Source organism: Niallia nealsonii (assembly GCF_002835805.1).
GTDB classification, from domain to species: Bacteria; Bacillota; Bacilli; order Bacillales; family Cytobacillaceae; genus Niallia; species Niallia nealsonii.
This window is the reverse complement of record NZ_PISE01000015.1, coordinates 123987-147514: the sequence shown is the minus strand read 5'-3', so window position 1 is coordinate 147514 and position 23528 is coordinate 123987. Positions and strand designations below refer to the sequence as shown.

Below are 23528 nucleotides of genomic sequence, written 5' to 3'. Positions count from 1 at the left end.
GAAAGGGTTCTAATATGAATATAGAACAGTTTATTCACACATTTTCAGAAAAGGGAATTAACCTTTCCGAAACGCAAGTGAAACAATTTGAAATTTATTTCCAAACATTGGTTGAATGGAATGAAAAGATGAATCTTACGGCTATTACAGAAAAGGAAGATGTATATTTAAAACATTTTTATGATTCTGTTACGGCATCTTTCTATGAAGATTCATTTACTAAACCTGTCCATATTTGTGATGTAGGTGCAGGTGCTGGATTTCCTTCTATTCCATTAAAAATTGTTTATCCAAATCTGAAGGTAACAATAGTGGATTCATTAAACAAGCGAATACATTTTCTCCAACATCTAGCGAAACAACTTCAATTGGAAAATGTAGAATTTGTTCATGATCGTGCTGAAACATTTGGAAAAAATAGCAAGTATCGAGAGCAATTTGATATTGTAACAGCAAGAGCCGTAGCAAGATTGTCTGTGTTAAGCGAATTATGTTTACCTCTTGTAAAGGTTGGGGGAGTATTTGTTGCCATGAAGGCAGCTAGTGCCGAGGAAGAAATTGAAGCTGGCAAAAGGGCAATTTCTGTTTTAGGTGGGAAATTGGAAGCAAAACATTCATTCGAATTACCATTTGAGAAAAGCGAGCGAAATATATTAATTATCTCTAAGGTAGAATCGACATCCAAAAAATATCCAAGAAAACCTGGTACACCTAATAAAGAGCCAATTGAATAAAATATGATCTTCCTCCTTTTTTAGATTTTATTAAGGAGGAAGGTTATAGAAAAAACGCAAAACTTGAATATAAAAAATAGAACTAGCTCTTTTTGCAGCCCATTTTATTATTGGAATAATAACGACTTTTCAAATTAAATCTATGAAATTTAGACTATATCATTTTTCTTAACTATTATATAATAGAGATATAATGGCAAATTCTATGAAAATTCGAGAAGTTTCTTATTATAATTAATATATTTTGCAGGACATGCTATTCATTTTAGAGAATATGTAATAGGGAGTTTCGTAAAGGTGGTGCAGGGTGATGAAGCCTTCTTTCTCACGCTTTTTTGGCCTAGGCGAAAAGGAAGATCAAACAGTTGCAAGGCAAATTGGAGTAGAAGATGCTAGTGAGGAGATGGAAATGATGGAAAGCAGGGAAGAAATAAAAAAAATTCCTATCCATCAGATTGTTCCAAACCGTTTTCAGCCAAGAACGGTGTTTGATGATGAAAAAATTGAGGAATTATCAAGAACTATCCATACACATGGCATTATTCAGCCAATTGTTGTCAGAGAATATGAAGCCGATAAATATGAAATCATAGCAGGTGAAAGAAGATGGCGTGCTATGAAAAAGTTGGAGTGGGAAAAAGTTCCTGCTATCATTAAAAATTTAAGCGATACAGAAACAGCTTCTGTTGCATTAATTGAAAATCTTCAAAGAGAAGAATTATCTCCTATAGAAGAAGCGATTGCTTACGGTAAATTATTAGAACTTCATAATCTTACTCAAGAAGCCCTTGCACAAAGACTCGGAAAAGGGCAATCCACTGTTGCTAATAAACTAAGATTATTAAAGCTTCCAGAAGAAATTCAAGCAGCCCTTTTAAATAAACAAATTTCTGAAAGGCATGCGCGTTCCATGATTCCTCTAAAGGAAAAAGAGAAACAGCTGCAGCTTCTTCAAGAAGTTATTGAAAAAAACTTAAATGTGAAGCAAACGGAAGATCGTGTAGTAAAAATGCTTGAGCAGACAGAAAAGAAGCCTAAAGCAAAACGAAGAGCTTTCAGTAAAGATATGCGGATTGCAGTTAACACAATTCGACAATCCTTATCAATGGTTTCAGACAGTGGCATTAATCTTAATGCCGAGGAAGAAGAGTTCGATGATTTTTATCAATTTACTATAAAAATACCAAAAAAGAAATAATATACTTTTCTTTTTTATAAGGTTTTCTATAGAATTATGCTAATGTGGGATTCTCTACCAGCAAATGAAGAAGTCGTGAAAGTAATGAATACAAAATTATTTCATCTATATTATTTATATAAAAAGCGAGTGCATAACTTCTACTAGTTTTGGCACTCGTTTTTTTTATTTCTTATATTTTGTATGGGGAGCTTTTATTGGTCTGGATTTATCGTGCTTTAATGGGCCCACCTAAGGCGTGATAAAAGAAAATGAGAAATCTAGGTGAAGAGAAACTTGCTGGTAAAAGCTTGATTGAAGTTCATTTTCTTCTTTTTTATGAAAAAATCTTTCCCACTTTTCATTAGCTCAATTAAAAAAACACCATTTTTTTCTAAAAATGTAGTAAAATTTGATGTATAAGAGAAGGTTTTTTCTTCTTATTTTATCATTCCAACTAAGATTAGATAATGCACGGAAAAAAAGACGATATTTACAAGTTTTCATGATAAAATAATAGACAGGATAATATTATGCTATATTTTTCTATTTAATATAAAAATATAGCATAATAGACTTAGAAAATTCAGTTTTTTACTTGAATGTATAAATGAATCTAGGAGCTAGCAGTAATGCTCGTTAGATAATCAGCAGAATCCCCATTTAAGGGACCAAGTTTCAAAAAAAGCTTTGTATAGATTTACTTAGACATAATTTTTAAAGAACTTCGATTATTATTAGCTAGAATGCTTGTATAATTTTGATTTCAGGTAATAAAGGTAGGTGACAGCATGGGAAAAATAATTACAGTTGCTAATCAAAAAGGGGGAGTTGGGAAAACGACTACCTCAGTCAATCTTGGCTCTTGTTTAGCATATATCGGAAAAAATGTACTATTAGTAGATATTGACCCACAAGGAAATGCTACTAGTGGAGTTGGAATTGAGAAAGCAGATGTAGATTATTGTATCTATGATGTTTTGGTGGATGACTTAGATGTAGAAAAAGTATTGAAAAATACAAACGTAGAGAACTTGCACGTCATTCCTTCTACTATTCAACTTGCTGGTGCTGAAATTGAGTTAGTCTCCACTATCTCAAGAGAAATACGATTAAAAAGAGCATTAGAAAAAATAAAAGATAGATATGATTATATTTTGATTGATTGTCCTCCTTCATTAGGGCTATTAACAATTAATGCTCTTACAGCTTCAGATGCTGTATTAATACCTGTACAATGTGAATATTATGCTTTAGAAGGATTAAGCCAACTTCTAAATACAGTTCGATTAGTTCAAAAACACTTGAATCATGAGCTTGCCATCGAAGGTGTATTATTAACTATGCTAGATGCAAGAACAAATTTAGGGCTGCAAGTTATTGAAGAAGTAAAAAAATATTTCCGAGATAAAGTATATAAAACCATTATCCCAAGAAATATCAGATTAAGTGAAGCTCCTAGCCATGGAGAACCTATCATCATATATGATCCAAAATCGCGTGGTGCTGAAGTTTATTTAGATTTGGCAAAGGAAGTGGTAACAAGTGGCTAAAGGACTAGGGAAGGGCCTTGATGCTTTTTTTTCAATTGAAAAGATAGAACTAGAAAAGGAAGAAGTTATAAGAGAATTGAGTATAAAAGAACTTCGACCAAACCCTTATCAGCCTAGGCAAGTTTTCGAGAAAGAGGCAATTGAAGAATTAAAGAATTCTATAGTAGAGCATGGTATACTACAGCCAATCATTGTTCGCAAAAGCATTAAGGGATATGAAATTGTTGTAGGTGAGCGGAGATTTCGTGCAGCTAAAGAAGCTAACCTCGATGTAATTCCTGCTGTTGTACGTGAATTATCGGAGCAGCAAATGATGGAATTAGCCATGTTGGAAAACTTGCAACGAGAAGATTTGACACCTATTGAAGAAGCTCGTGCCTATCAATTGCTAATGAAAAAACTGAAACTTACTCAGGAAGAATTAGCAAAAAGATTAGGGAAAAGCAGACCACATGTTGCAAACCATGTACGATTATTAACATTGCCAGTTGAAATTCAAGATCTTATGAGCAATGGAAAAATATCTATGGGGCATGGAAGAGCGTTGTTAGGTTTAAAAAATAAAGATAATCTGCCGCTGCTTGTAGATAAAATCATTAATGATGGAATAAATGTTCGCCAATTGGAACAGATGATTCAAAGATTAAATGACAATGTTCCACGTGAAACAAAAGAGGAAAAAAAGGAAATAAAGAATGTTTTTATAAAGGAACAAGAATCTTATTTACGAGAAAGATTTGGAACCACTGTTCATATTAAGCAGTCAAAAAATAAGGGGAAAATTGAAATAGAGTTTTTCTCAGAGGATGATCTAGAAAGACTATTGCAGCTATTTTCCTTAGAGAATAACTGACAGTACAAGATGACTATTTTGCTGCAAATAATAGAAGAATAAATGTGAAAAAAAGAAACCTAGAAATAATATGGTTTCTTTTTTTATCTAACGATAAGCAAGTGGTTAAATAGGACGTTCTTTTAAGGTATAATCCTTTATTTCTGAAGTGTGCATATAACGTAAACTAGTATGGTAGATGCCTTTTGAAATTATTTTTGCCATATTTAATACTAAACTTAGTCTAGTATTTTGTAATACTAAAAATTCCATAAAGCCACTGATATTCACAATACCTGTAATATGAATATGGCCTACTGGAGGAAGTTCTTTATTTACTCCACTTCCAGGTTTAACTGGACCCTCTCCTATTTGAATGGCACCAACACTTTTCATTCGCCCTAGACAAGCATCTATTCCAATAATAAATGGATTTTCATGAGAAGTTTTTATTTCTTCTAATCTTTCTTCTAAGTTAAGAGCATGTATAGGATCATCTAAAGTTCCATATACACTAAATGGAGCAATATTTTTTTCATTTAGCAAGGTTCCAATAAGTGGACCTAGTGAGTCACCGGTAGATCGATCTGTGCCAATACAAATGAAAACGATTGAATGATTAGAATGGACAGAAGGTAAAAAATTGGCTAAAGAATCTGCTATTCTATAAGAAGCTAGTTGCTCATCATACATAATTCTTGTTGGAAGGTCCTTTTTTTCAAATAGAGAGGAATATATGGTCATTAAATCAACTCCTTTATCTCAGTAGGCATTCTAAAAAATTCGATATGCGAATGAAAAACAATAGTAGCGAGTAGATCCTATTAATTGGTAAAAAAATTAATTTGTAATATTCATAGTAATAACAGTATACGGAAATATTATGTAATCTATACATACACAATAATAATAATTTTTAAACAGGGAAAAGGCTGGAACTGTTTAGAAGCAAATAAAGAGATAAGGAAAAGATTATCAAATTACTACAAAGATGAGAAATAACCTGATAAAATGAAATTGTTTTATAAAAAAGCTGTGACGATGTGGTAGACTAAATGTTAAAAAAGGACCTGATAGCAATAATCAGGGTACTCTAATGATACAATGGTACAAAGGATGTGAAAAAGTGGATTCAGTTGAAGAACAAGTTACCGAAAGTGTAGATACATTAACAAATCAAGATATGTGGATCAATTTAGGACAGATTTCTTTAAAAGTCGTCGTTATATTAGTAGTTAGTACTCTGTTAATTAAACTAGGGAAATTAGCGATTAATAATATATTTAAAGTGAGACCTCATGCAGCATTGCGCATATCAGAAAGACGAGAAGCTACTTTAGTAAAATTATTAGAAAATGCGATTACTTATGTTATTTATTTTATTGCAGCAATGACACTTTTATCTATTTTTGGCATTGATGTTAAAGCGTTATTAGCTGGTGCTGGTATCGTTGGATTAGCTGTAGGTTTTGGTGCTCAAAGTTTAGTGAAAGACATTATTACCGGATTTTTTATTATTTTTGAAGATCAATTTTCAGTCGGCGATTTTGTTCGGATTGGCGTATTTGAAGGAGTAGTAGAAGAAATAGGCCTGCGAACAACAAAAATAAAAAGCTATACTGGAGAAATTAATATTATACCAAATGGTAGTATAGTAGAGGTAACAAACTTCTCCCTTAATAATAGTCGTGCAGTAGTGGATGTTAGTATTGCTTATCAAGGGGATATCAATCGAGCAGAACAGATTATCCAAGATCTTATTGAAAAAATGCCAGAACAGTATGAAGAGATGGTTGGTCCACCTGAGCTATTAGGTGTTCAAAACATTTTAGCTACTGAGGTAGTAATTAGAGTAGTGGCAGAAACATTACCTATGCAGCAGCATTATATAGCAAGGATATTAAGGAAAGAAATAAAAAATGTTTTAGATGAAAATGGAATAGAAAGTCCATACCCGAAATTAGTGATGTATTCTAAACCTGAATAATAACCAATAGGAGGAAATATGGAGCCAAAAGAGTTTTCAATAAATGATGTAGTAGAAATGAAAAAAGCACATCCGTGTGGGACCAATCGTTGGAAGGTCATTCGAATGGGCATGGATATCAGAATTAAATGCGAAGGATGCGGCCATAGTGTTTTAATACCAAGAAGAGATTTTTCAAGGAAAATAAAAAAAATTCTTGTGAAACATGAGGAGTAATTTTAAATAGTTATAAATTATGATAATATATTTTAGGCAAACAGAAATAAAGTAAAAAAACTTTATTTCTGTTTGCCTTTTTTATGTAAAGTGCTGCATTAGGATGTCTACTTGTCTTTTTTTGTAGATAAAACTATAATTGTTAGAGGTTTAGAAACAATAACTTAATACTTTTATTGTACGTAAATTAAAAGGTTTATATAGGAGAGTGACAATATGGCATTAACTGCTGGAATAGTGGGTTTACCTAATGTTGGGAAATCAACGTTATTTAATGCAATTACACAAGCGGGTGCTGAATCAGCAAACTATCCGTTTTGTACAATAGATCCAAATGTTGGAATTGTGGAAGTTCCAGATCAACGTTTAACAAAATTAACTGAATTAGTTCAACCGAAAAAAACAGTACCAACAACTTTTGAATTTACAGATATTGCAGGTATTGTTAAAGGTGCAAGCAAGGGAGAAGGATTAGGGAATAAATTTTTATCCCATATTCGAGAAGTAGATGCAATTTGCCAAGTTGTCCGTTGCTTTGCAGATGATAATATTACCCATGTATCAGGAAAAGTAGATCCTATTTCGGATATAGAAACAATAAATCTAGAGTTAATTCTGGCAGACTTAGAATCTGTTGAAAAAAGAATTGGCCGTGTCGGTAAAATGGCTAAACAAAAAGATAAAGATGCAATGGCAGAGTTGGAAGTTTTAGAAATGCTAAAAGCAGCATTTGAGGAAGAAAAACCTGCAAGAACAGTAGAATTTACAGAGGAACAAGCAAAACTAGCGAAAAGTTTACATTTATTAACAATTAAACCAGTGCTGTATGTAGCAAACGTTGGAGAAGATGAAATTTCTGATGTTGAAAACAATGAATATGTAAAACGTGTAAAAGAATTTGCGGCAAATGAAAATGCTGAGGTTATTGTTATCTGTGCAAAAATTGAAGAGGAAATTGCAGAACTTGAAGGAGAAGAAAAGGAAATGTTCCTTCAAGAATTAGGAATTGAAGAATCAGGATTAGACCAATTGATCCGTGCTGCATATCATCTACTTGGATTAGCTACTTATTTCACAGCAGGGGTACAAGAAGTTCGTGCATGGACTTTTGTTCAAGGAATGAAGGCTCCTCAATGTGCTGGGATTATCCATTCTGACTTTGAAAGAGGATTCATTCGTGCTGAAACAGTATTTTATGATGATTTATTAGCTAGTGGAAATATGGTAGCAGCCAAAGAGGCTGGAAAAGTAAGATTGGAAGGGAAAGAATATATCGTAAAAGATGGAGATATTATTCACTTCCGCTTTAATGTTTAAGATATAAATAAGATGAAATTTATTTTAGCACCCTTATCATGATAAGGGTGCTAAAATGTTTAGCTGTTTTTTATAAAATATGGATTAAGCTAAAAAGATGTAAAAAAAATTTTTAATAAGTTTAAGAACAACAAATCTAGGAAGAATGATAAGAGGAAAATTATACTTGATTGTTTCTGATATAAAAATTTATATTGGAAACTAAATGACTGTATATTTATCTGCGTTGCAAGCAAACATTAAAATCCCCTATTTTAGCTGTTTTTTATATATGGTTAAGCAGTTTAAAGGAATAAGTCGCTTTTTTATCATTAATTTATTTTATTGCTTCATTGCTAATTGTATCTTTCTATGCTATAATTTAGTCTTGTGAGTAATGTTAATTGCTCCTTGCCCAAATTGGGCCGTTTAGACCAAAAGGAGGTGAAAGAGATGAAAAAGTACGAAATTATGTACATCATCCGTCCAAATATTGAAGACGAAGCTAAAAAGGCTCTAGTTGAGCGTTTTAACGGTATTCTTACTGATAATGGCGCGGAAGTAGCTGAAGCAAAAGAGTGGGGTAAACGTCGCCTTGCATACGAAATCAATGATTTCCGCGATGGTTACTATCAATTAGTAAAAGTTAACGCTGCACCGACAGCAGTTGAAGAATTTTCTCGTTTAGCAAAAATCAGCGAAGATATCATTCGCCACATTGTTGTTAAAGACGAAGCTAAATAATTAATATAAATTTATTGTGTTTCACGTGAAACATATTTGACTAGAAGGGAGTTGATACTGATGATGAATCGTGTCGTTCTTGTTGGCCGTTTGACAAAAGATCCGGAATTGCGTTATACACCGAATGGAGTTGCTGTGGCATCTTTTACACTAGCAGTTAATCGTGCTTTTACGAACCAGCAAGGAGAAAGAGAAGCAGATTTCATTAATTGTGTTATTTGGAGAAAACCAGCTGAAAATGTTGCTAATTTCTTGAAAAAAGGAAGTTTAGCAGGCGTAGATGGGAGAATTCAAACACGCAGTTATGAAGGACAAGATGGAAAACGCGTTTATGTAACAGAAGTTCTAGCTGAAAGTGTTCAATTTCTTGAACCTAGGAACAGTTCTGGCAACAATAGAAATGACAACACGAATTATGGTGCTCCAAGAGAACAAGATAATCCTTTTGGATCTAATAATTATCAGAATCAGCGACCTCAAAATAATCGCAGTAACCAGGACTATACAAGAATGGATGAAGACCCATTTGCAAATAGCGGTCAAATCGATATTTCAGATGATGACTTACCATTCTAAATAGAACTTATTAATTAATAAAAAGGGAGGGAAATCACATGGCAATGGGAGCACGCAGAGGCGGACGTGCAAAACGTCGTAAAGTTTGTTTTTTTACAGCTAACGGCATTACGCACATCGACTATAAAGATGTAGATCTTCTTAAAAAATTCATCTCAGAACGCGGTAAAATTTTACCTCGTCGTGTAACTGGTACAAGCGCTAAATATCAACGTAAATTAACGATTGCTATTAAACGTTCACGTACTATGGCTTTACTACCATACGTAACTGGTGAATAATAAAGCTTAAAGCACTCATTTTAATAATGAGTGCTTTTTTATGTTAGATCTTAAAGTTTATTTTTTAGCACTGCAATGAGCTTACTCTTCTTGTTTTTTCAATAGTAATTCATCTCTTTAAACCTTCTTTGAAAACTATGTAATAATGGATGCTGCTATTCCTCATAATATCTAAGAGTATGGGGAACAGATATAAGTAATTATTGAAATCAATATAGCTTTATTAGGCATCAATCATTAATTAAGACATAGTCAAGAATATATCTCCAAAAACTAAATGAAACCTGAATGAGCATCAATTGCTAGGGGGAAATACCTTTGAAAAATCAATAATAGTAATTCTTTATTATTCTATAAGAAAGGAATGATTGAACGAGTTGTAATTAGATAGTAGAATGTGTATATACAGAGGGGAAGGTGGAAATGAGAAAAACAAGAATAATTACAGAAGGTGCCGTACTTTTAGCTATTTATGCTGTATTGCTACTAATTACACTCTATATACCAATTCTCAATAATGTAACTACCTTTTTTTTAGTGCTTCCATTTATTTTGTTTCGTGGAAGGTTTGACAGAAAAGCAAGCGGTTTATTTTTTATAGCTGCTATTTTTATTTCGTTTATAGTCGGTTCGTTGCATGCACTGCCATTGACTTTCATGTATGGGGTAACAGGAATAGTTCTTGGGGATTATATCATTAGGAATAAAAGCCGGGTTCAGATACTGTTAGCAGCCTCTTTTGCATTTTTTATCACTATTGCACTTTCTTATTGGTTATCCGTATTTTTCCTGCAAATAGATTACATAAAAGAGTTATTTAAAATGATGGAAGAAGGATTAAAGCAAAGCAAGCCGATAATTAAAGCAATAGATCCCAAAAAAGGTGAAGAAGCTTTAGAACAATTCCAGACTGCAGTGGAATTAATGAAAAAAATGGTCCCGAGTATAGCCATTATAGGATCTATTGTAAATATATTTGTTATACAGGCTATTTCTATTCCCATTATCAAAAGATTTGGGATAAAGGCAGAATCTTGGCAGCCAATTAGAATGTGGAGATTGCCTCGTGCTATTTTATGGATTTTTCTTGGATTAATTGTGTTATCATTTGTTTCAATAGAAAAAGATACACTTATCTATACGGTATTTCTTAACGCCTTTTACATACTGCAGCTGTTGATTATGATACAAGGAATATCTTTTCTCTTTTTTATTTTCTTTCAATATAATTTACCAAAAGGAATTGCTATTGTATTAACTATTTTTATGTTAATTAATCCAACCTTTTCTTTTTTGCTTAGGGTGCTAGGAGTAATTGATATAGGGACAAATTGGAGAGAATTCTTTAGAAAAGCAACTGATTAAGGGTATGGGTATTAAAACAGACAATATTAGGAGTTGAAGAAATTGCCTACGTTTTTAGAAAAAGGGTCTATTAGATCTCCGTTAATTGGCTTAATGGGAATTACGATGATCTTTCTTGGTCTCCTCTCCTATTATAATTGGATCTTTTCTCTATTAGGCCTGCTATTTTCTGTTATTCCTTTTTATCTCATTTTAAGGATAGATATTAAAAAGAGAAAAGAAACAGAAAAATATATAACGACTCTTTCTTATCGAGTAAAAAAGGTTGGAGAAGAAGCGCTAATGGAAATGCCAATAGGGATAATGCTTATCAATGATGAGTATTATATCGAGTGGACAAATCCTTTTTTAGCTTCATGCTTTACAGAGGATACATTAGTTGGAAGATCATTATATGATGTGGCATCATCCGTCATACCATTAATCAAACAAGAAGTAGAGACGGAAATTATTACATTGCATGAACGAAAATTTCGAGTGATTCATAAAAGAGAGGAAAGACTTCTTTATTTTTTTGATGTAACAGAACAAACAGAAATAGAGAAGCTGTACGAGGATGAACGGACAGCTATAGCTATTATATTCTTAGATAATTATGATGACCTAACACAAGGCATGGATGATCAGACAAGAAGCAGTTTAAACAATAGTGTGACGTCTATTTTAAATAAATGGGCAACAGATAGTGGCGTCTTGCTAAAAAGGATTTCTTCTGATCGATTTATTGCTATATTTAATGAACATATTCTCCAGCAATTAGAAAAAGGAAAATTCACGATTTTAGACGATGTAAGAGAATTGACATCCAAACAGAATGTGCCCCTTACTCTAAGCATTGGAGTCGGTTCAGGCGTTTCCTCTTTACCGGAACTTGGAACTATTGCCCAATCTAGTCTTGACTTGGCATTAGGACGCGGAGGAGATCAAGTTGCCATTAAACAAACAAATGGTAAAGTAAAATTCTACGGTGGAAAAACAAATCCAGTTGAAAAAAGAACAAGGGTTAGAGCGAGAGTTATTTCGCATGCTTTAAAAGAGTTAATTCTTGAAAGTGATAAGGTAATCATTATGGGTCACAAAAATCCTGATATGGATGCAATAGGGGCTTCTATAGGGATTCAGAAAGTGGCACAAATGAATCAAAAACAAGGGTATATTGTTGTTAATTTTCAGGAAATAGATATTGGTGTGCGAAGATTGGTTGATGAAATAAAAAAACAAGGAAATCTATTCGAACGATTTATTACACCAGATCAAGCTTTAGAGATGGCAACAGAAGATACTTTGTTAGTGATTGTAGATACACATAAACCTTCTCTTGTAATTGATGACAGACTGCTTCATAAAATTGAAGACGTTGTTGTAATAGATCATCACAGAAGAGCAGAAGAATTTGTGGAGAATCCATTACTTGTTTATATGGAACCATATGCTTCCTCTACTGCTGAACTTGTTACTGAATTACTAGAATATCAGCCGAAAAATGTTAAAATTGAGATGTTAGAGGCAACAGCACTGCTTGCAGGCATTATTGTAGATACCAAAAGTTTCACGCTAAGAACAGGTGCAAGAACTTTCGACGCAGCTTCCTATCTCCGTGGTCAAGGAGCAGACACTGTACTTGTACAAAAATTCTTAAAAGAGGACATTGAGAATTATGTAAAAAGGGCAAAGTTAATTGAAAATGTGAAATTTTACAAGCCTGGTATTGCTATAGCCTCAGCAATAAATAACGATATCTATGATGGCGTGCTAATTGCTCAAACTGCCGATACACTTTTAACAATGGATGGAGTTATAGCAAGTTTTGTCATTTCACATAGAGGTGAGGGGATCATCAGTATAAGCGCCCGTTCTCTCGGTGATATAAATGTCCAGCTCATTATGGAAAGCCTAGAAGGTGGCGGTCATCTAACAAATGCTGCGACACAGATTGCTAATGCATCCATAGAAGAAGTAAAGATAAGGCTGCAAAACGCTATTGATGAATATTTTGAAGGGAGAAATAAAGAATGAAAGTAATTTTTCTAAAAGATGTTAAAGGTAAAGGGAAAAAAGGGGAAGTAAAAAATGTAGCAGATGGATACGCTAATAATTTCCTTTTAAAACAAGGTTTGGCTGTAGAAGCAAATACGAGTGCAGTCAGCACATTAAATGCACAAAAGAAAAAAGAAGAAAAACAAGCAATCGAAGAGCTAAATGAAGCAAAAAAACTAAAAGAAGTAATAGAGAAAATTAATGTGGAGCTGAATGCTAAGTCTGGAGAAGGCGGCCGATTGTTTGGATCTATTACTAGTAAACAGATTGCAGAAGAGTTAAATAAAAAGCATCAAATTAAAATAGATAAACGTAAAATTGAACTGAACGATGCAATCCGTTCATTAGGCTACACAAAGGTTCCAGTAAAGCTTCATCAAGAAGTAATTGCAACACTAAATGTACATGTAAAAGAATTAAGCTAATATTGGAAGTTCCATTTATAAAAAAAAGTGTTAAAATAGGATAAGTCCGATAAAATGTGATACAGTTCTTAGCTGATCACATTTTTTTGTTTCGGTTTATAATTATAATTCTTTTAAAATAACAATTTATTAAATTTATTATATATGAATAATAATGAACCTTTTCCTACTTAAAAGGAGGTTTCTAGATGAGTGAAATAATGACAGATAGAGTCCCGCCACAAAATATTGAAGCAGAACAAGCTGTTCTAGGAGCTATTTTTCTTGAGCCGCAAAGCTTAACGTTAGCATCAGAAATTCTCATTCCAGAGGATTTTTATCGTGGTGCACATCAACGCATCTATTCTGTAATGCTGAAACTAAGCGATCAGGGAAAAGCCGTTGACTTAATAACAGTTACCGAAGAACTAGCAGTAGGCAATAACTTAGAAGATACGGGTGGTGTCAGCTACTTAAGCGAGCTTGCAGGATCTGTTCCTACTGCTGCTAATATAGAATACTATGCAAAAATTGTAGAAGAGAAATCGTTGCTCCGCCGATTAATTCGAACAGCAACAGATATCGCTCAAGATGGATTCACACGTGAAGATGAAGTAGAAGTATTGCTTAGCGAAGCAGAAAAAAGCATCTTGGAAGTTGCCCAAAGAAAAAACGCCGGCGCTTTTCATAATATTAAAGATGTATTAGTGCGCACCTATGATAATATTGAAGAAATGCATAATCGTAGTGGAGATATATCCGGTATTGCCACAGGGTTTGAAGAACTAGATAAAATGACTGCTGGATTTCAGCGCAACGATTTAATCATTGTTGGAGCACGTCCCTCTGTTGGTAAAACAGCATTTGCCTTGAATATTGCACAAAATGTTGCGGTAAAAACACAAGAAAATGTAGCGATATTCAGTCTAGAGATGGGAGCTGAGCAGCTTGTCATGCGTATGCTTTGTGCAGAAGGCAATATTGATGCGCAACGTCTTCGTACAGGTTCATTAACAGATGAAGATTGGGGTAAGCTTACGATGGCAATGGGGAGCTTATCTAATGCAGGTATCTTTATTGATGATACACCAGGTGTTAAGATTACAGAGATTCGTTCAAAATGCCGTCGTTTAAAACAAGAGCATGGGCTTGGGATGATTTTAATTGACTATCTGCAATTAATCTTAGGAAGCGGAAGATCTGGGGAAAATAGACAGCAAGAAGTTTCCGAAATCTCTCGTTCATTAAAAGCCCTAGCTAGAGAATTGCAAGTTCCTGTTATTGCACTTTCCCAGCTTTCTCGTGGTGTTGAACAACGCCAAGATAAGCGTCCAATGATGTCTGATATTCGTGAATCAGGAAGTATTGAGCAGGATGCCGATATTGTGGCATTCTTATATCGTGATGATTATTATGACAAAGAGTCAGAAAGCAAAAATATTATTGAAATAATTATTGCCAAACAACGTAATGGTCCAACAGGAACAGTACAACTCGCCTTTGTAAAAGAGTACAATAAATTCGTGAATTTAGAGCGGCGTTTTGATGATTCTGGAATGCCGCCTGGTGCATAAGAGTGATAATAACACAAAAAGAATAGAATTTTGAGAAGGGTGTGCTATAAGTTGATGTTTTAACTTATAGCGCACCCTTTCTCTATGTATTAAGGATGCTATGTTTTATCACATATTAACGGGCTTTAAGGGAATGATAAGAGAGAACGAGAAATCTAGGTGGGTATAAACTTGTCTGTAAAAGTCTGATTAGTTATCAGTAGGGGACATGAAGCCTCCAGTGATTGAAGTTTCCCTTTATTTTTTACTAGTTTACTAAAGTTTCACGAACATAAAATATATTATTTATTTTCATTGTTCGTGTTTTATTGACTTTTACTACATTAAATTGATAAAATAGGAATGTTTGATTGATTAATAATATAAAAAATGTATAGTAACCTTTGGAGGTGCTCAGGGATATGTCATCAGTAGTGGTGGTTGGAACACAATGGGGAGACGAAGGAAAAGGAAAGATTACAGACTTTTTATCTGAAAATGCTGAAGTAATTGCACGTTACCAAGGCGGAAATAACGCGGGACATACTATTAAGTTTAATGGTGAAACCTATAAGTTGCACTTAATTCCTTCCGGGATTTTTTATAGTGACAAAGTCTCTGTTATAGGTAATGGAATGGTTGTTGATCCTAAAGCACTTATAACAGAATTAAAATATTTACATGATCGTGGTGTGACTACAGATAATCTTAGAATCAGCAATCGCGCGCATGTTATTCTTCCATATCATTTGAAATTAGATGAAGTGGAAGAAAACAGTAAGGGTGCTAACAAAATTGGCACAACAAAAAAAGGCATTGGTCCTGCATATATGGACAAGGCTGCTCGTATTGGCATTCGTATGGCTGATTTATTAGATAAAGAAGCATTTGAAGAAAAACTAGCACGCAACTTAGAAGAAAAAAATCGTTTATTAGAACGTATATATGAGACAGATGGATTTAAAATAGAAGATATTCTTGATGAATATTATGAGTATGGCCAGCAAATTAAGCATTATGTTTGTGATACATCTGTTGTGTTAAATGATGCTTTAGATGAAGGACGCCGTGTTTTATTTGAAGGTGCACAAGGTGTTATGCTGGATATCGACCAAGGTACATATCCATTTGTTACCTCTTCTAACCCAGTTGCTGGTGGAGTAACGATCGGCAGTGGTGTAGGTCCATCTAAAATCAAGCATGTTGTCGGTGTATCAAAAGCTTATACAACTAGAGTTGGTGATGGCCCATTCCCAACAGAACTAGATAATGAAATTGGTCATCAAATACGAGAAGTAGGACGTGAATACGGAACTACTACTGGAAGACCTAGACGTGTTGGCTGGTTTGATAGTGTCGTAGTACGCCATGCACGCCGTGTTAGTGGTATAACTGACCTTTCATTAAACTCTATTGATGTGTTAACAGGAATTGAAACACTAAAAATTTGTGTAGCATATAACTATAAAGGAAAAACTATGGAAGAATTCCCAGCAAGTTTAAAAACTTTAGCTGATTGCGAGCCTGTATATGAGGAACTTCCAGGTTGGACAGAGGATATTACTGGATGTAAATCATTAAGTGAACTTCCAGCAAATGCGAGACATTATTTAGAAAGAGTATCTCAACTTACTGGTATTCCACTTTCTATTTTCTCTGTAGGTCCAGATCGTACACAAACAAATGTAATTCATAGTCCTTGGAGACAAAACTAATTTAAAGAGATGCCTGAATAGAGTATACTTTCTACTTTATTTAGGCATTTGAAATTATTTTAATTTTTTTTATAAAAAGTATTGCTTTTTAAATTGAAACTGTGCTATTATAAAAAGCGTCGCAAATGACATGAAAAAACTTTTAATAAGAGCCATTAGCTCAGTTGGTAGAGCATCTGACTTTTAATCAGAGGGTCGGAGGTTCGAATCCTCCATGGCTCACCATTTCTTTATTATGGCCCATTGGTCAAGCGGTTAAGACACCGCCCTTTCACGGCGGTAACACGGGTTCGAATCCCGTATGGGTCATTTTAATATATTTTTTGGTCCGGTAGTTCAGTTGGTTAGAATGCCTGCCTGTCACGCAGGAGGTCGCGGGTTCGAGTCCCGTCCGGACCGCCATATTTTTTCTATATGCACCTAGCATATTTTACATATATATTTTTTTAATCTGTATATACGAATGGATACTATAACAGCCATAGTCGTAAGCTAAGAATTAATAAAGTGAATTTTATTATCTTAATACATAAATTAAAAAATAGATAAAAGTAAGATAATAGAATAAAGAAGCAGATAATATTATGGCTCAGTAGCTCAGTCGGTAGAGCAAAGGACTGAAAATCCTTGTGTCGGCGGTTCGATTCCGTCCTGAGCCACTCTAAAAAACGGTTATGAATTTTATTCGTAACCGTTTTTTTCTGTAATCCCTTATCCTTGTTTAAAGTTTTTTGATCTTAATCACGAGATTATAGGGAGAAACATTTCGAGTGAAAGCTCTATATAAAAGAACATAGACTTATTATAGTATCCAGGTCTTATAGCAGTTTCTTTGTGCCCTAGATCTTATCTTGTTTAGGCTGCGATCAGTGGAAGATATGGGAAATTTCATTATTTGAAATTTTGCTTTATTTAAAATAAAGGAAGTTTTGTTAATAGGTAGGAGAGGAACCTCTCTATTTTGTTTTTCACTGCAATTTACAATTTGATTACAAAATAAAGATGTTCATTCCAACAGCAGAAATATATGATAGAGTGAAGAAGGATATTTGGAAGTCCTAAATAGCTCCTATTTAAATTAGATGAAAATAAAACTAGAACAAAAAGATAAAGAGTGTCTTTAGATTTAATAATAGATTTACGCATATACTCTAAATTACTGATTATTTAGGAACTTCTCTGTATTTTGGCACCCCTATATATTCTTTGCACTAGTAAAAAGAATTTTTTATTTATAATGTGTACTAGCCTAATTCAGGTAAGTTGAATGATTAAAAAACCCTCTATTGGAGGGTTTTTTAATCATTCGTTTTTATTAAGAATGTATAAAAAAGTGAATAAATTCTTATAAAATGGTAAATTAGAAGTAGAAGATGTAAATAATACACATACTACTATAGATACTCTGACTGAAGGGGGACAACTGGTTTGAATAAGAAAATACTCGTTGTTGATGATGAGAAACCAATTGCAGATATACTACAATTTAATTTAAAAAAAGAAGGCTTTGAAGTTCATTGCGCTTATGATGGAAATGCAGCCTTAGAAAAAGTGGAAGAAATACAACCTGATTTAGTACTTCTTGATATCATGCTTCCACAGCGAGATGGTATGGAAGTTTGCCGGGAAATTAGAAAAAAGTATGAAATGCCAATTATTATGTTAACGGCAAAGGATTCTGAAATAGATAAAGTGCTTGGCCTTGAGCTTGGGGCAGATGATTATGTAACAAAACCTTTTAGCACAAGAGAATTAATCGCACGTGTCAAAGCCAATTTACGTAGACATCAACAGACTCCTTCTGCATTAGAAGAAGAGAATGAAACAAATGAGATTGAAATAGGCTCATTAACGATTCATCCAGATGCATATATCGTATCAAAACGTGGTGAAATGATTGAATTAACACATAGGGAGTTTGAATTGCTTCATTATCTGGCAAAACATATTGGGCAGGTTATGACAAGGGAGCACTTGCTGCAAACAGTATGGGGATATGATTATTATGGGGATGTCCGTACAGTAGATGTAACGGTAAGAAGATTAAGAGAAAAAATTGAGGATAATCCTAGTCATCCAACATGGATTGTAACAAGAAGAGGTGTTGGTTACTATTTAAGAAACCCTGAACAGGAGTAATCATAATTGATGAAAAAAGTTAGTTTCTTCCGATCTATTCATTTAAAGCTAGTATTGATTATTGTACTGCTTATTCTTATCTCTATTCAAATCATTGGTGTTTACTTTGTACAAACACTGCAGCGAACGTTAAAAGATAACTTTGAAACATCTATTCAGGATAAAGTAAATATTTTATCTATCTATTTAGAAGAACAGCTAACAAAGGAACGTTCGATTGAAAATGGCGATTCTACGTTAGAAGAGGATGTAAAAAGGCTTTTGAGTGAGGATAATAATTCAAACATTATCCAGGAAATTAGAGTGATTGACAGCAATTCTATTATTATTGGTACATCAGACCCTGAAAACCAAAACTTGGTAGGTCAAAAAATGGTCGATAATGTAGTGAGAAGAACGTTGGTAAACTCTTCAGCACCTGTAGAGGATTATTCCATTGATTCAAAAACAGGCAATCGAATATATGTTTTAATAGCTCCTATTAGACCTCAAGGGGGAGAATCAATAGGAGCTATCTATCTGGTTGGGAAAATTGAGAATGTTTATAAGCAGATGGATGAAATAAATCAAATCTTTCAAAAAGGTACACTTATTACATTAGTAGTAACAGCTGTTTTAGGAGTGCTGCTGGCAAGAACGATAACAAGGCCTATTTCCGATATGCAAAAACATGCTTTTGCTTTGTCAAAGGGGAATTTTTCAAGAAAAGTTAAGGTATATGGCTTTGATGAAATTGGTCAACTCGCGATTACGTTTAATAATCTAACAAAAAAACTGCAAGAATCACAAGCAACAACAGAAAGTGAACGAAGGAAGCTGTCTTCTGTTCTTTCTTATATGACAGATGGGGTAATTGCAACAGATAGAAGAGGTCGTATAATATTAATTAATGAACCTGCAGCAAAAATGCTAGATGTTTCACGTGAAACAGTCTTATCAGAACCTATTATTAATCTTTTAGGTTTAAAGGGAACATATACGTTTGAAGAACTTCTTGAAGAGAGAGAATCAGTTATTCTCGACTATAGTACGAATTATGAACCCTATGTACTAAGAGCGAACTTTTCAGTTATTCAAAAAGAAACAGGATTTGTAAATGGCCTTATAACTGTCCTTCATGATATAACGGAGCAGGAGAAAATCGATATGGAACGTAAAGAATTTGTAGCGAATGTCTCTCATGAATTACGTACTCCTCTTACGACTATGAGAAGTTATGTGGAGGCATTAGCAGAAGGTGCTTGGCAAGATGATGAACTGGCTCCTAAATTTTTAGAAGTGACACAAAATGAAACAGAACGAATGATTCGTTTAGTGAATGATTTGCTTCAATTATCTAAACTGGATAATAGAGACATTAAATTGGATAAAGAGTTAGTAGATTTCATTGTTTTCTATAATCGTATTATTGATCGTTTTGAGTTGACTAAAGAGCAGAATGTTATATTTGAGCGTAAATTGCCAAAGCATGCTGCTTTTGTAGAAGTAGATGAAGATAAATTAACCCAAGTAATGGATAACATTATTTCAAATGCATTAAAATATTCTCCTGAAGGCGGAAAAATCACATTCTCTTTAAAGGAACAAGAGAAACAAATTATTGTCAGCATTTCTGATAATGGTGTTGGTATTCCAAAAGAAAACTTAGAAAAGGTATTTGACCGATTCTATCGTGTTGATAAGGCCCGCACACGCAAGCTTGGAGGCACAGGATTAGGTCTTGCCATTGCAAAAGAAATGGTAGAAGCGCATGGGGGGAAAATTTGGGCAACAAGTAAAGAAGGGAAAGGAACAAAAGTATCTTTTACTCTTCCTTATATTCAATCAGAAGAGGATGATGATTGGGTATGACTTATGAAAAAATAAAAACAGTTATATTAGTTATTCTTGTATTATTAAGTGTCTTTTTATACTATGTTTTATGGACGCATCAAGGAAATTATGAAACATTAAAAAAAATTCCAACAGTTGAACCAGAAATGTTTGGAAAAAGCAAAGAAGTTGGCGAGGTAGTTAAGCCTGATAGAATTTATCAACACTTAAATGGCCAACATTATGGAACAATGGATAGTATTGAAATAAGTGACGTGATTAATACTTTAAAAAAATGGGACTATAATAATATTAAAAATATTTCCCCGGAAATAAAAAATGTTTCTTCTTTTATTCAAAAACAGAATCATAGTATGGAAATAAGGTTTCCAGGTGATGTTCCATTTTATTTATATAAAACCTTGCTGAATAGTACAGAAAGCAATAATTTTGATTTTGATACTATTTTAATTTCTTATGATATTTCTAAAGATAAAGAGGGATTGGTTTATTTTATTTCTAGAAATAACAGTAAAGTGTATGAAAGCAATGTTTCTGCGTCATTTATTGATTCTTTTAAAGATTTTACTAATCATGTGGCGATGGAAGGATCTATTTATACAGCGCATTTTAGTTATGAGTTGACAAAAAATAATCTAATTTATTTGCCAGAAAATGATAGTAGTATGAAAAAATATAATTATTTGTATAAAACGATTGATTCTGCCAAGTTAAAAAGAGCGTTATTTGGCGATCCTAGCTTAGTGCAGAAAAGTATCATCGCTAATCGAGAAGAATACACGGATGATACTGGACTTTTAAGAATTGATAAAGATACCCATGTTGTTTCTTTTCTAAAACCATCTGAAGTAATTACAGATGGTACAGAAAAAAATAAAATGATTCAAAATAGTATTGAGTTTGTAAACCAGCATGGGGGATGGACAAACCAATATAGATATGTAGGCAAAAATGATAATTACGATAAATCAACTTTTCGTCTATATAATTCAGCGGGATATCCAATATTTGATATGGAACATAAAATATCGGATATTCAGGTAATGTGGGAAAATAATGATGTGAAAACATTTATTACAAGCAATCTTAGTACCTTTGGGACGGATTTTGATACTACTACCACTACAGTGATGTCTGGGCAAAAAGTGCTTGAATATTTAAAAGAACAAAAGAATATTGATATGGAAAAAATACAGGATATTGTGATGGGCTATGATATGCAGGTAGACTCGCAAAGCATTGTAAGGATACAGCCGAGCTGGTTCTATGAATATGATGAAAAATGGTATCAGATAGAAACCTCACATACAGGAGGCAAGAATAATGGATTGGAATAAGATTAAGACAATATTTATTCTTGCCTTTTTAGTCCTTGATATTTATTTGATATATGAATATATGCGCCTTAAAGAGTCATCTCAACAATTTGAGTACAAACAAGGCCCTTCAGCTGAAAATATATTATCATCATATGGGATAACATATCCAAAAGACTTGCCTAAGAATGCAAAGGATCAATATTTGTCGGCGAAATCTAAAACCTTTAGTAAAGAAGAATTAACAAAATGGGAAAAAGGACTTTTAAAAGGACAAGAGGTTACTATTATTGACAGCAATATTCTCCAGTCTATTTTAGAAAAGCCGATAAGCATAGGACAACCATTTAAAGAAACAGATTTAACCACATATATAGAAGGCCATATATTAAATGGTAATCAATATCGTTTCTGGGAAAAAAAAGATAAGACTATTACCTACTATCAGCAATATAATGGAAAAACCTTTTATCAAAATTTAAATGGAAAATTGACTTTTTATTTAAATGAAGAAAATAAAATAGTTTCCTATGAACAGACATTTCTTGAAAATATTAAAGAAATTGAGGAAGAAGAAAATATTAGTCGGCCATTAGATGCTATTTATACACTGTTTACAAACAGCTATATTGATAATGACAGCAAGATAAAAAAGGTGGAATTAGGTTACTACTCCCAACAATATTCCACAACACAGGTGCTTTCACCAACTTGGTCTATTCTATTAGATAACGGGGAAAATCTATTTGTAAATGCGTTAGATAATCAAATAATAAAAACAAAAAGTGAACAGATTAAATTGGAGTGAGAAAAAAATGCAGTTTAGTGTTCTCGCAAGCGGGAGTACTGGCAATGCCATTTATGTAGAAAGTGAGGAATATTCATTTTTGGTTGATGCAGGATTAAGCGGAAAACAAATGGAAGCATTGTTTGAGCAAGTCAACCGGAAAATGAATAAGCTCACTGGCATTTTAGTAACCCATGAGCACAGCGACCATATTAAAGGGGTCGGAATTATTGCTCGCAAATATAAATTGCCTATTTATGCAAATGAAAAAACTTGGAATGCTATGAGCTCACATATTGGGGAAATCCCCTTAGAGCAAAGATTTCATTTTGGTATGGAAACAGTAAAAACTTTTGGAAACTTGTCCATCGAGTCTTTTGGTGTTTCTCATGATGCTGCGGAGCCGATGTTTTATATCTTTCATGAAGGCGATAAAAAGCTTGTATTGATTACAGATACAGGTTATGTCAGCGATCGAATGAAAGGTATAATAAGCAATGCTGATTCCTATGTATTTGAAAGCAATCATGATGTGCAAATGCTTAGGATGGGCAGGTATCCTTGGAATACTAAGAGAAGAATACTAAGCGATGTAGGCCATGTTTCAAATGAAGATGCTGCAATTGCTATGAGTGAAGTGATCGGCAACCGTACCAAACATATATATTTAGCCCATTTAAGTCAGGATAATAATATGAAAGAACTGGCAAGAATGTCTGTTGCACAAACATTAGAAAGCAAAGGCATTGTGCTGAATGAACAAGTAAGTTTAAAAGATACAGACCCAAAAATGCCAACAATTTTAACAACTATTTAAGTATAAAAAGACGGCCAGAAAATTTATTCTAGGTCGTTTTTTATTTTTCTCTATAAAAGAAAGCAGTTATTTTGTTTGTTTTTAAAAAAATAAGGAAAAATAAATAAAGAACTTATGTAATGACTTTTTATTTACATAATAAAGCATATGTTTTAGCTCTTTAAAA

General features: G+C 33.4%; 21 protein-coding genes and 4 tRNA genes. 24 read left to right on the top strand and 1 reads right to left on the bottom strand.

The features are described from left to right. Nucleotides 1-14 precede the first annotated feature (14 nt). From rsmG to CWS01_RS07940, 4 genes are all read left to right on the top strand, one after another. Nucleotides 15-734 (top strand): 16S rRNA (guanine(527)-N(7))-methyltransferase RsmG, encoded by a 720-nt coding sequence (gene rsmG, locus CWS01_RS07955; RefSeq protein ID WP_101176657.1) that lies wholly within the window; start codon nucleotides 15-17, stop codon nucleotides 732-734. A gap of 310 nt (nucleotides 735-1044) precedes the next feature. Next, the gene (noc, locus tag CWS01_RS07950) at nucleotides 1045-1932 is read left to right on the top strand and encodes a nucleoid occlusion protein (protein ID WP_101176656.1); all 888 of its coding nucleotides are present in this window, start codon (nucleotides 1045-1047) and stop codon (nucleotides 1930-1932) included. Nucleotides 1933-2702: 770 nt separating this feature from the next. Then, nucleotides 2703-3464, top strand: a complete 762-nt coding sequence (locus tag CWS01_RS07945) for a ParA family protein (protein WP_101176655.1) — start codon at nucleotides 2703-2705, stop codon at nucleotides 3462-3464. Further along, nucleotides 3457-4317: a ParB/RepB/Spo0J family partition protein gene (locus tag CWS01_RS07940; protein ID WP_101176654.1), complete on the top strand. Its 861-nt coding sequence runs from the start codon at nucleotides 3457-3459 to the stop codon at nucleotides 4315-4317. Before CWS01_RS07945 ends, CWS01_RS07940 begins: the two co-directional genes overlap by 8 nt. Nucleotides 4318-4422: 105 nt before the next feature. Here the strand turns inward: CWS01_RS07940 and yyaC are convergent, their stop codons facing one another. Continuing rightward, the gene (yyaC, locus tag CWS01_RS07935) at nucleotides 4423-5040 is read right to left on the bottom strand and encodes a spore protease YyaC (RefSeq protein ID WP_101176653.1); all 618 of its coding nucleotides are present in this window, start codon (nucleotides 5038-5040) and stop codon (nucleotides 4423-4425) included. A 382-nt stretch (nucleotides 5041-5422) separates the two neighbouring features. Here yyaC and CWS01_RS07930 point away from each other — a divergent pair, with 382 nt between their 5' ends. The 20 genes from CWS01_RS07930 to CWS01_RS07835 all read left to right on the top strand — a co-directional run bounded on the left by CWS01_RS07930 (nucleotide 5423) and on the right by CWS01_RS07835 (nucleotide 23362). Then, on the top strand, nucleotides 5423-6283 hold the full coding sequence (locus tag CWS01_RS07930; protein ID WP_101176652.1) for a mechanosensitive ion channel family protein: 861 nt from the start codon (nucleotides 5423-5425) through the stop codon (nucleotides 6281-6283). 18 nt (nucleotides 6284-6301) lie between these two features. Further along, nucleotides 6302-6499 (top strand): DUF951 domain-containing protein, encoded by a 198-nt coding sequence (locus tag CWS01_RS07925; protein WP_101176651.1) that lies wholly within the window; start codon nucleotides 6302-6304, stop codon nucleotides 6497-6499. A 216-nt stretch (nucleotides 6500-6715) separates the two neighbouring features. Continuing rightward, complete coding sequence (gene ychF, locus CWS01_RS07920) at nucleotides 6716-7816, top strand: redox-regulated ATPase YchF (protein ID WP_101176650.1); 1101 nt, start codon at nucleotides 6716-6718, stop codon at nucleotides 7814-7816. A gap of 432 nt (nucleotides 7817-8248) precedes the next feature. Beyond that, nucleotides 8249-8539 carry a 30S ribosomal protein S6 gene (gene rpsF / locus CWS01_RS07915; protein ID WP_101176649.1) on the top strand — a complete coding sequence of 97 codons (291 nt, stop codon included), beginning with the start codon at nucleotides 8249-8251 and terminating at the stop codon, nucleotides 8537-8539. 60 nt (nucleotides 8540-8599) lie between these two features. Then, a complete protein-coding gene (ssb, locus tag CWS01_RS07910) occupies nucleotides 8600-9115 on the top strand; it encodes a single-stranded DNA-binding protein (RefSeq protein ID WP_101176648.1) in 516 nt (171 codons plus the stop codon). A 44-nt stretch (nucleotides 9116-9159) separates the two neighbouring features. After that, nucleotides 9160-9396, top strand: a complete 237-nt coding sequence (gene rpsR, locus CWS01_RS07905; protein WP_193603764.1) for a 30S ribosomal protein S18 — start codon at nucleotides 9160-9162, stop codon at nucleotides 9394-9396. 423 nt (nucleotides 9397-9819) lie between these two features. Then, nucleotides 9820-10761: a YybS family protein gene (locus CWS01_RS07900; protein WP_101176646.1), complete on the top strand. Its 942-nt coding sequence runs from the start codon at nucleotides 9820-9822 to the stop codon at nucleotides 10759-10761. Nucleotides 10762-10803: 42 nt separating this feature from the next. After that, on the top strand, nucleotides 10804-12777 hold the full coding sequence (locus CWS01_RS07895) for a DHH family phosphoesterase (protein ID WP_101176645.1): 1974 nt from the start codon (nucleotides 10804-10806) through the stop codon (nucleotides 12775-12777). Then, nucleotides 12774-13223, top strand: a complete 450-nt coding sequence (gene rplI, locus CWS01_RS07890) for a 50S ribosomal protein L9 (protein ID WP_101176644.1) — start codon at nucleotides 12774-12776, stop codon at nucleotides 13221-13223. The genes CWS01_RS07895 and rplI overlap by 4 nt, the downstream gene beginning before the upstream one ends. A gap of 188 nt (nucleotides 13224-13411) precedes the next feature. Next, on the top strand, nucleotides 13412-14776 hold the full coding sequence (gene dnaB, locus CWS01_RS07885) for a replicative DNA helicase (RefSeq protein WP_101176643.1): 1365 nt from the start codon (nucleotides 13412-13414) through the stop codon (nucleotides 14774-14776). 401 nt (nucleotides 14777-15177) lie between these two features. Further along, on the top strand, nucleotides 15178-16470 hold the full coding sequence (locus CWS01_RS07880) for an adenylosuccinate synthase (RefSeq protein WP_101176642.1): 1293 nt from the start codon (nucleotides 15178-15180) through the stop codon (nucleotides 16468-16470). Nucleotides 16471-16619: 149 nt separating this feature from the next. Then, nucleotides 16620-16695: transfer RNA gene (locus CWS01_RS07875), tRNA-Lys, on the top strand. A gap of 12 nt (nucleotides 16696-16707) precedes the next feature. Beyond that, nucleotides 16708-16779: transfer RNA gene (locus CWS01_RS07870), tRNA-Glu, on the top strand. 16 nt (nucleotides 16780-16795) lie between these two features. Next, nucleotides 16796-16872 (top strand) — tRNA-Asp (locus CWS01_RS07865). Between the two features lie 184 nt (nucleotides 16873-17056). Continuing rightward, a tRNA-Phe gene (locus tag CWS01_RS07860) sits at nucleotides 17057-17129 on the top strand. Nucleotides 17130-17898: 769 nt separating this feature from the next. After that, a complete protein-coding gene (gene yycF / locus CWS01_RS07855; RefSeq protein WP_101176641.1) occupies nucleotides 17899-18609 on the top strand; it encodes a response regulator YycF in 711 nt (236 codons plus the stop codon). A gap of 9 nt (nucleotides 18610-18618) precedes the next feature. After that, nucleotides 18619-20460, top strand: a complete 1842-nt coding sequence (walK, locus tag CWS01_RS07850; protein WP_101176640.1) for a cell wall metabolism sensor histidine kinase WalK — start codon at nucleotides 18619-18621, stop codon at nucleotides 20458-20460. Further along, a complete protein-coding gene (locus tag CWS01_RS07845) occupies nucleotides 20457-21779 on the top strand; it encodes a YycH family regulatory protein (RefSeq protein ID WP_101176639.1) in 1323 nt (440 codons plus the stop codon). The genes walK and CWS01_RS07845 overlap by 4 nt, the downstream gene beginning before the upstream one ends. Then, on the top strand, nucleotides 21766-22566 hold the full coding sequence (locus CWS01_RS07840; RefSeq protein ID WP_101176638.1) for a two-component system regulatory protein YycI: 801 nt from the start codon (nucleotides 21766-21768) through the stop codon (nucleotides 22564-22566). Before CWS01_RS07845 ends, CWS01_RS07840 begins: the two co-directional genes overlap by 14 nt. Before the next feature lie 7 nt (nucleotides 22567-22573). Continuing rightward, the gene (locus CWS01_RS07835) at nucleotides 22574-23362 is read left to right on the top strand and encodes an MBL fold metallo-hydrolase (RefSeq protein ID WP_101176637.1); all 789 of its coding nucleotides are present in this window, start codon (nucleotides 22574-22576) and stop codon (nucleotides 23360-23362) included. The last annotated feature ends 166 nt before the right edge of the window (nucleotides 23363-23528 follow it).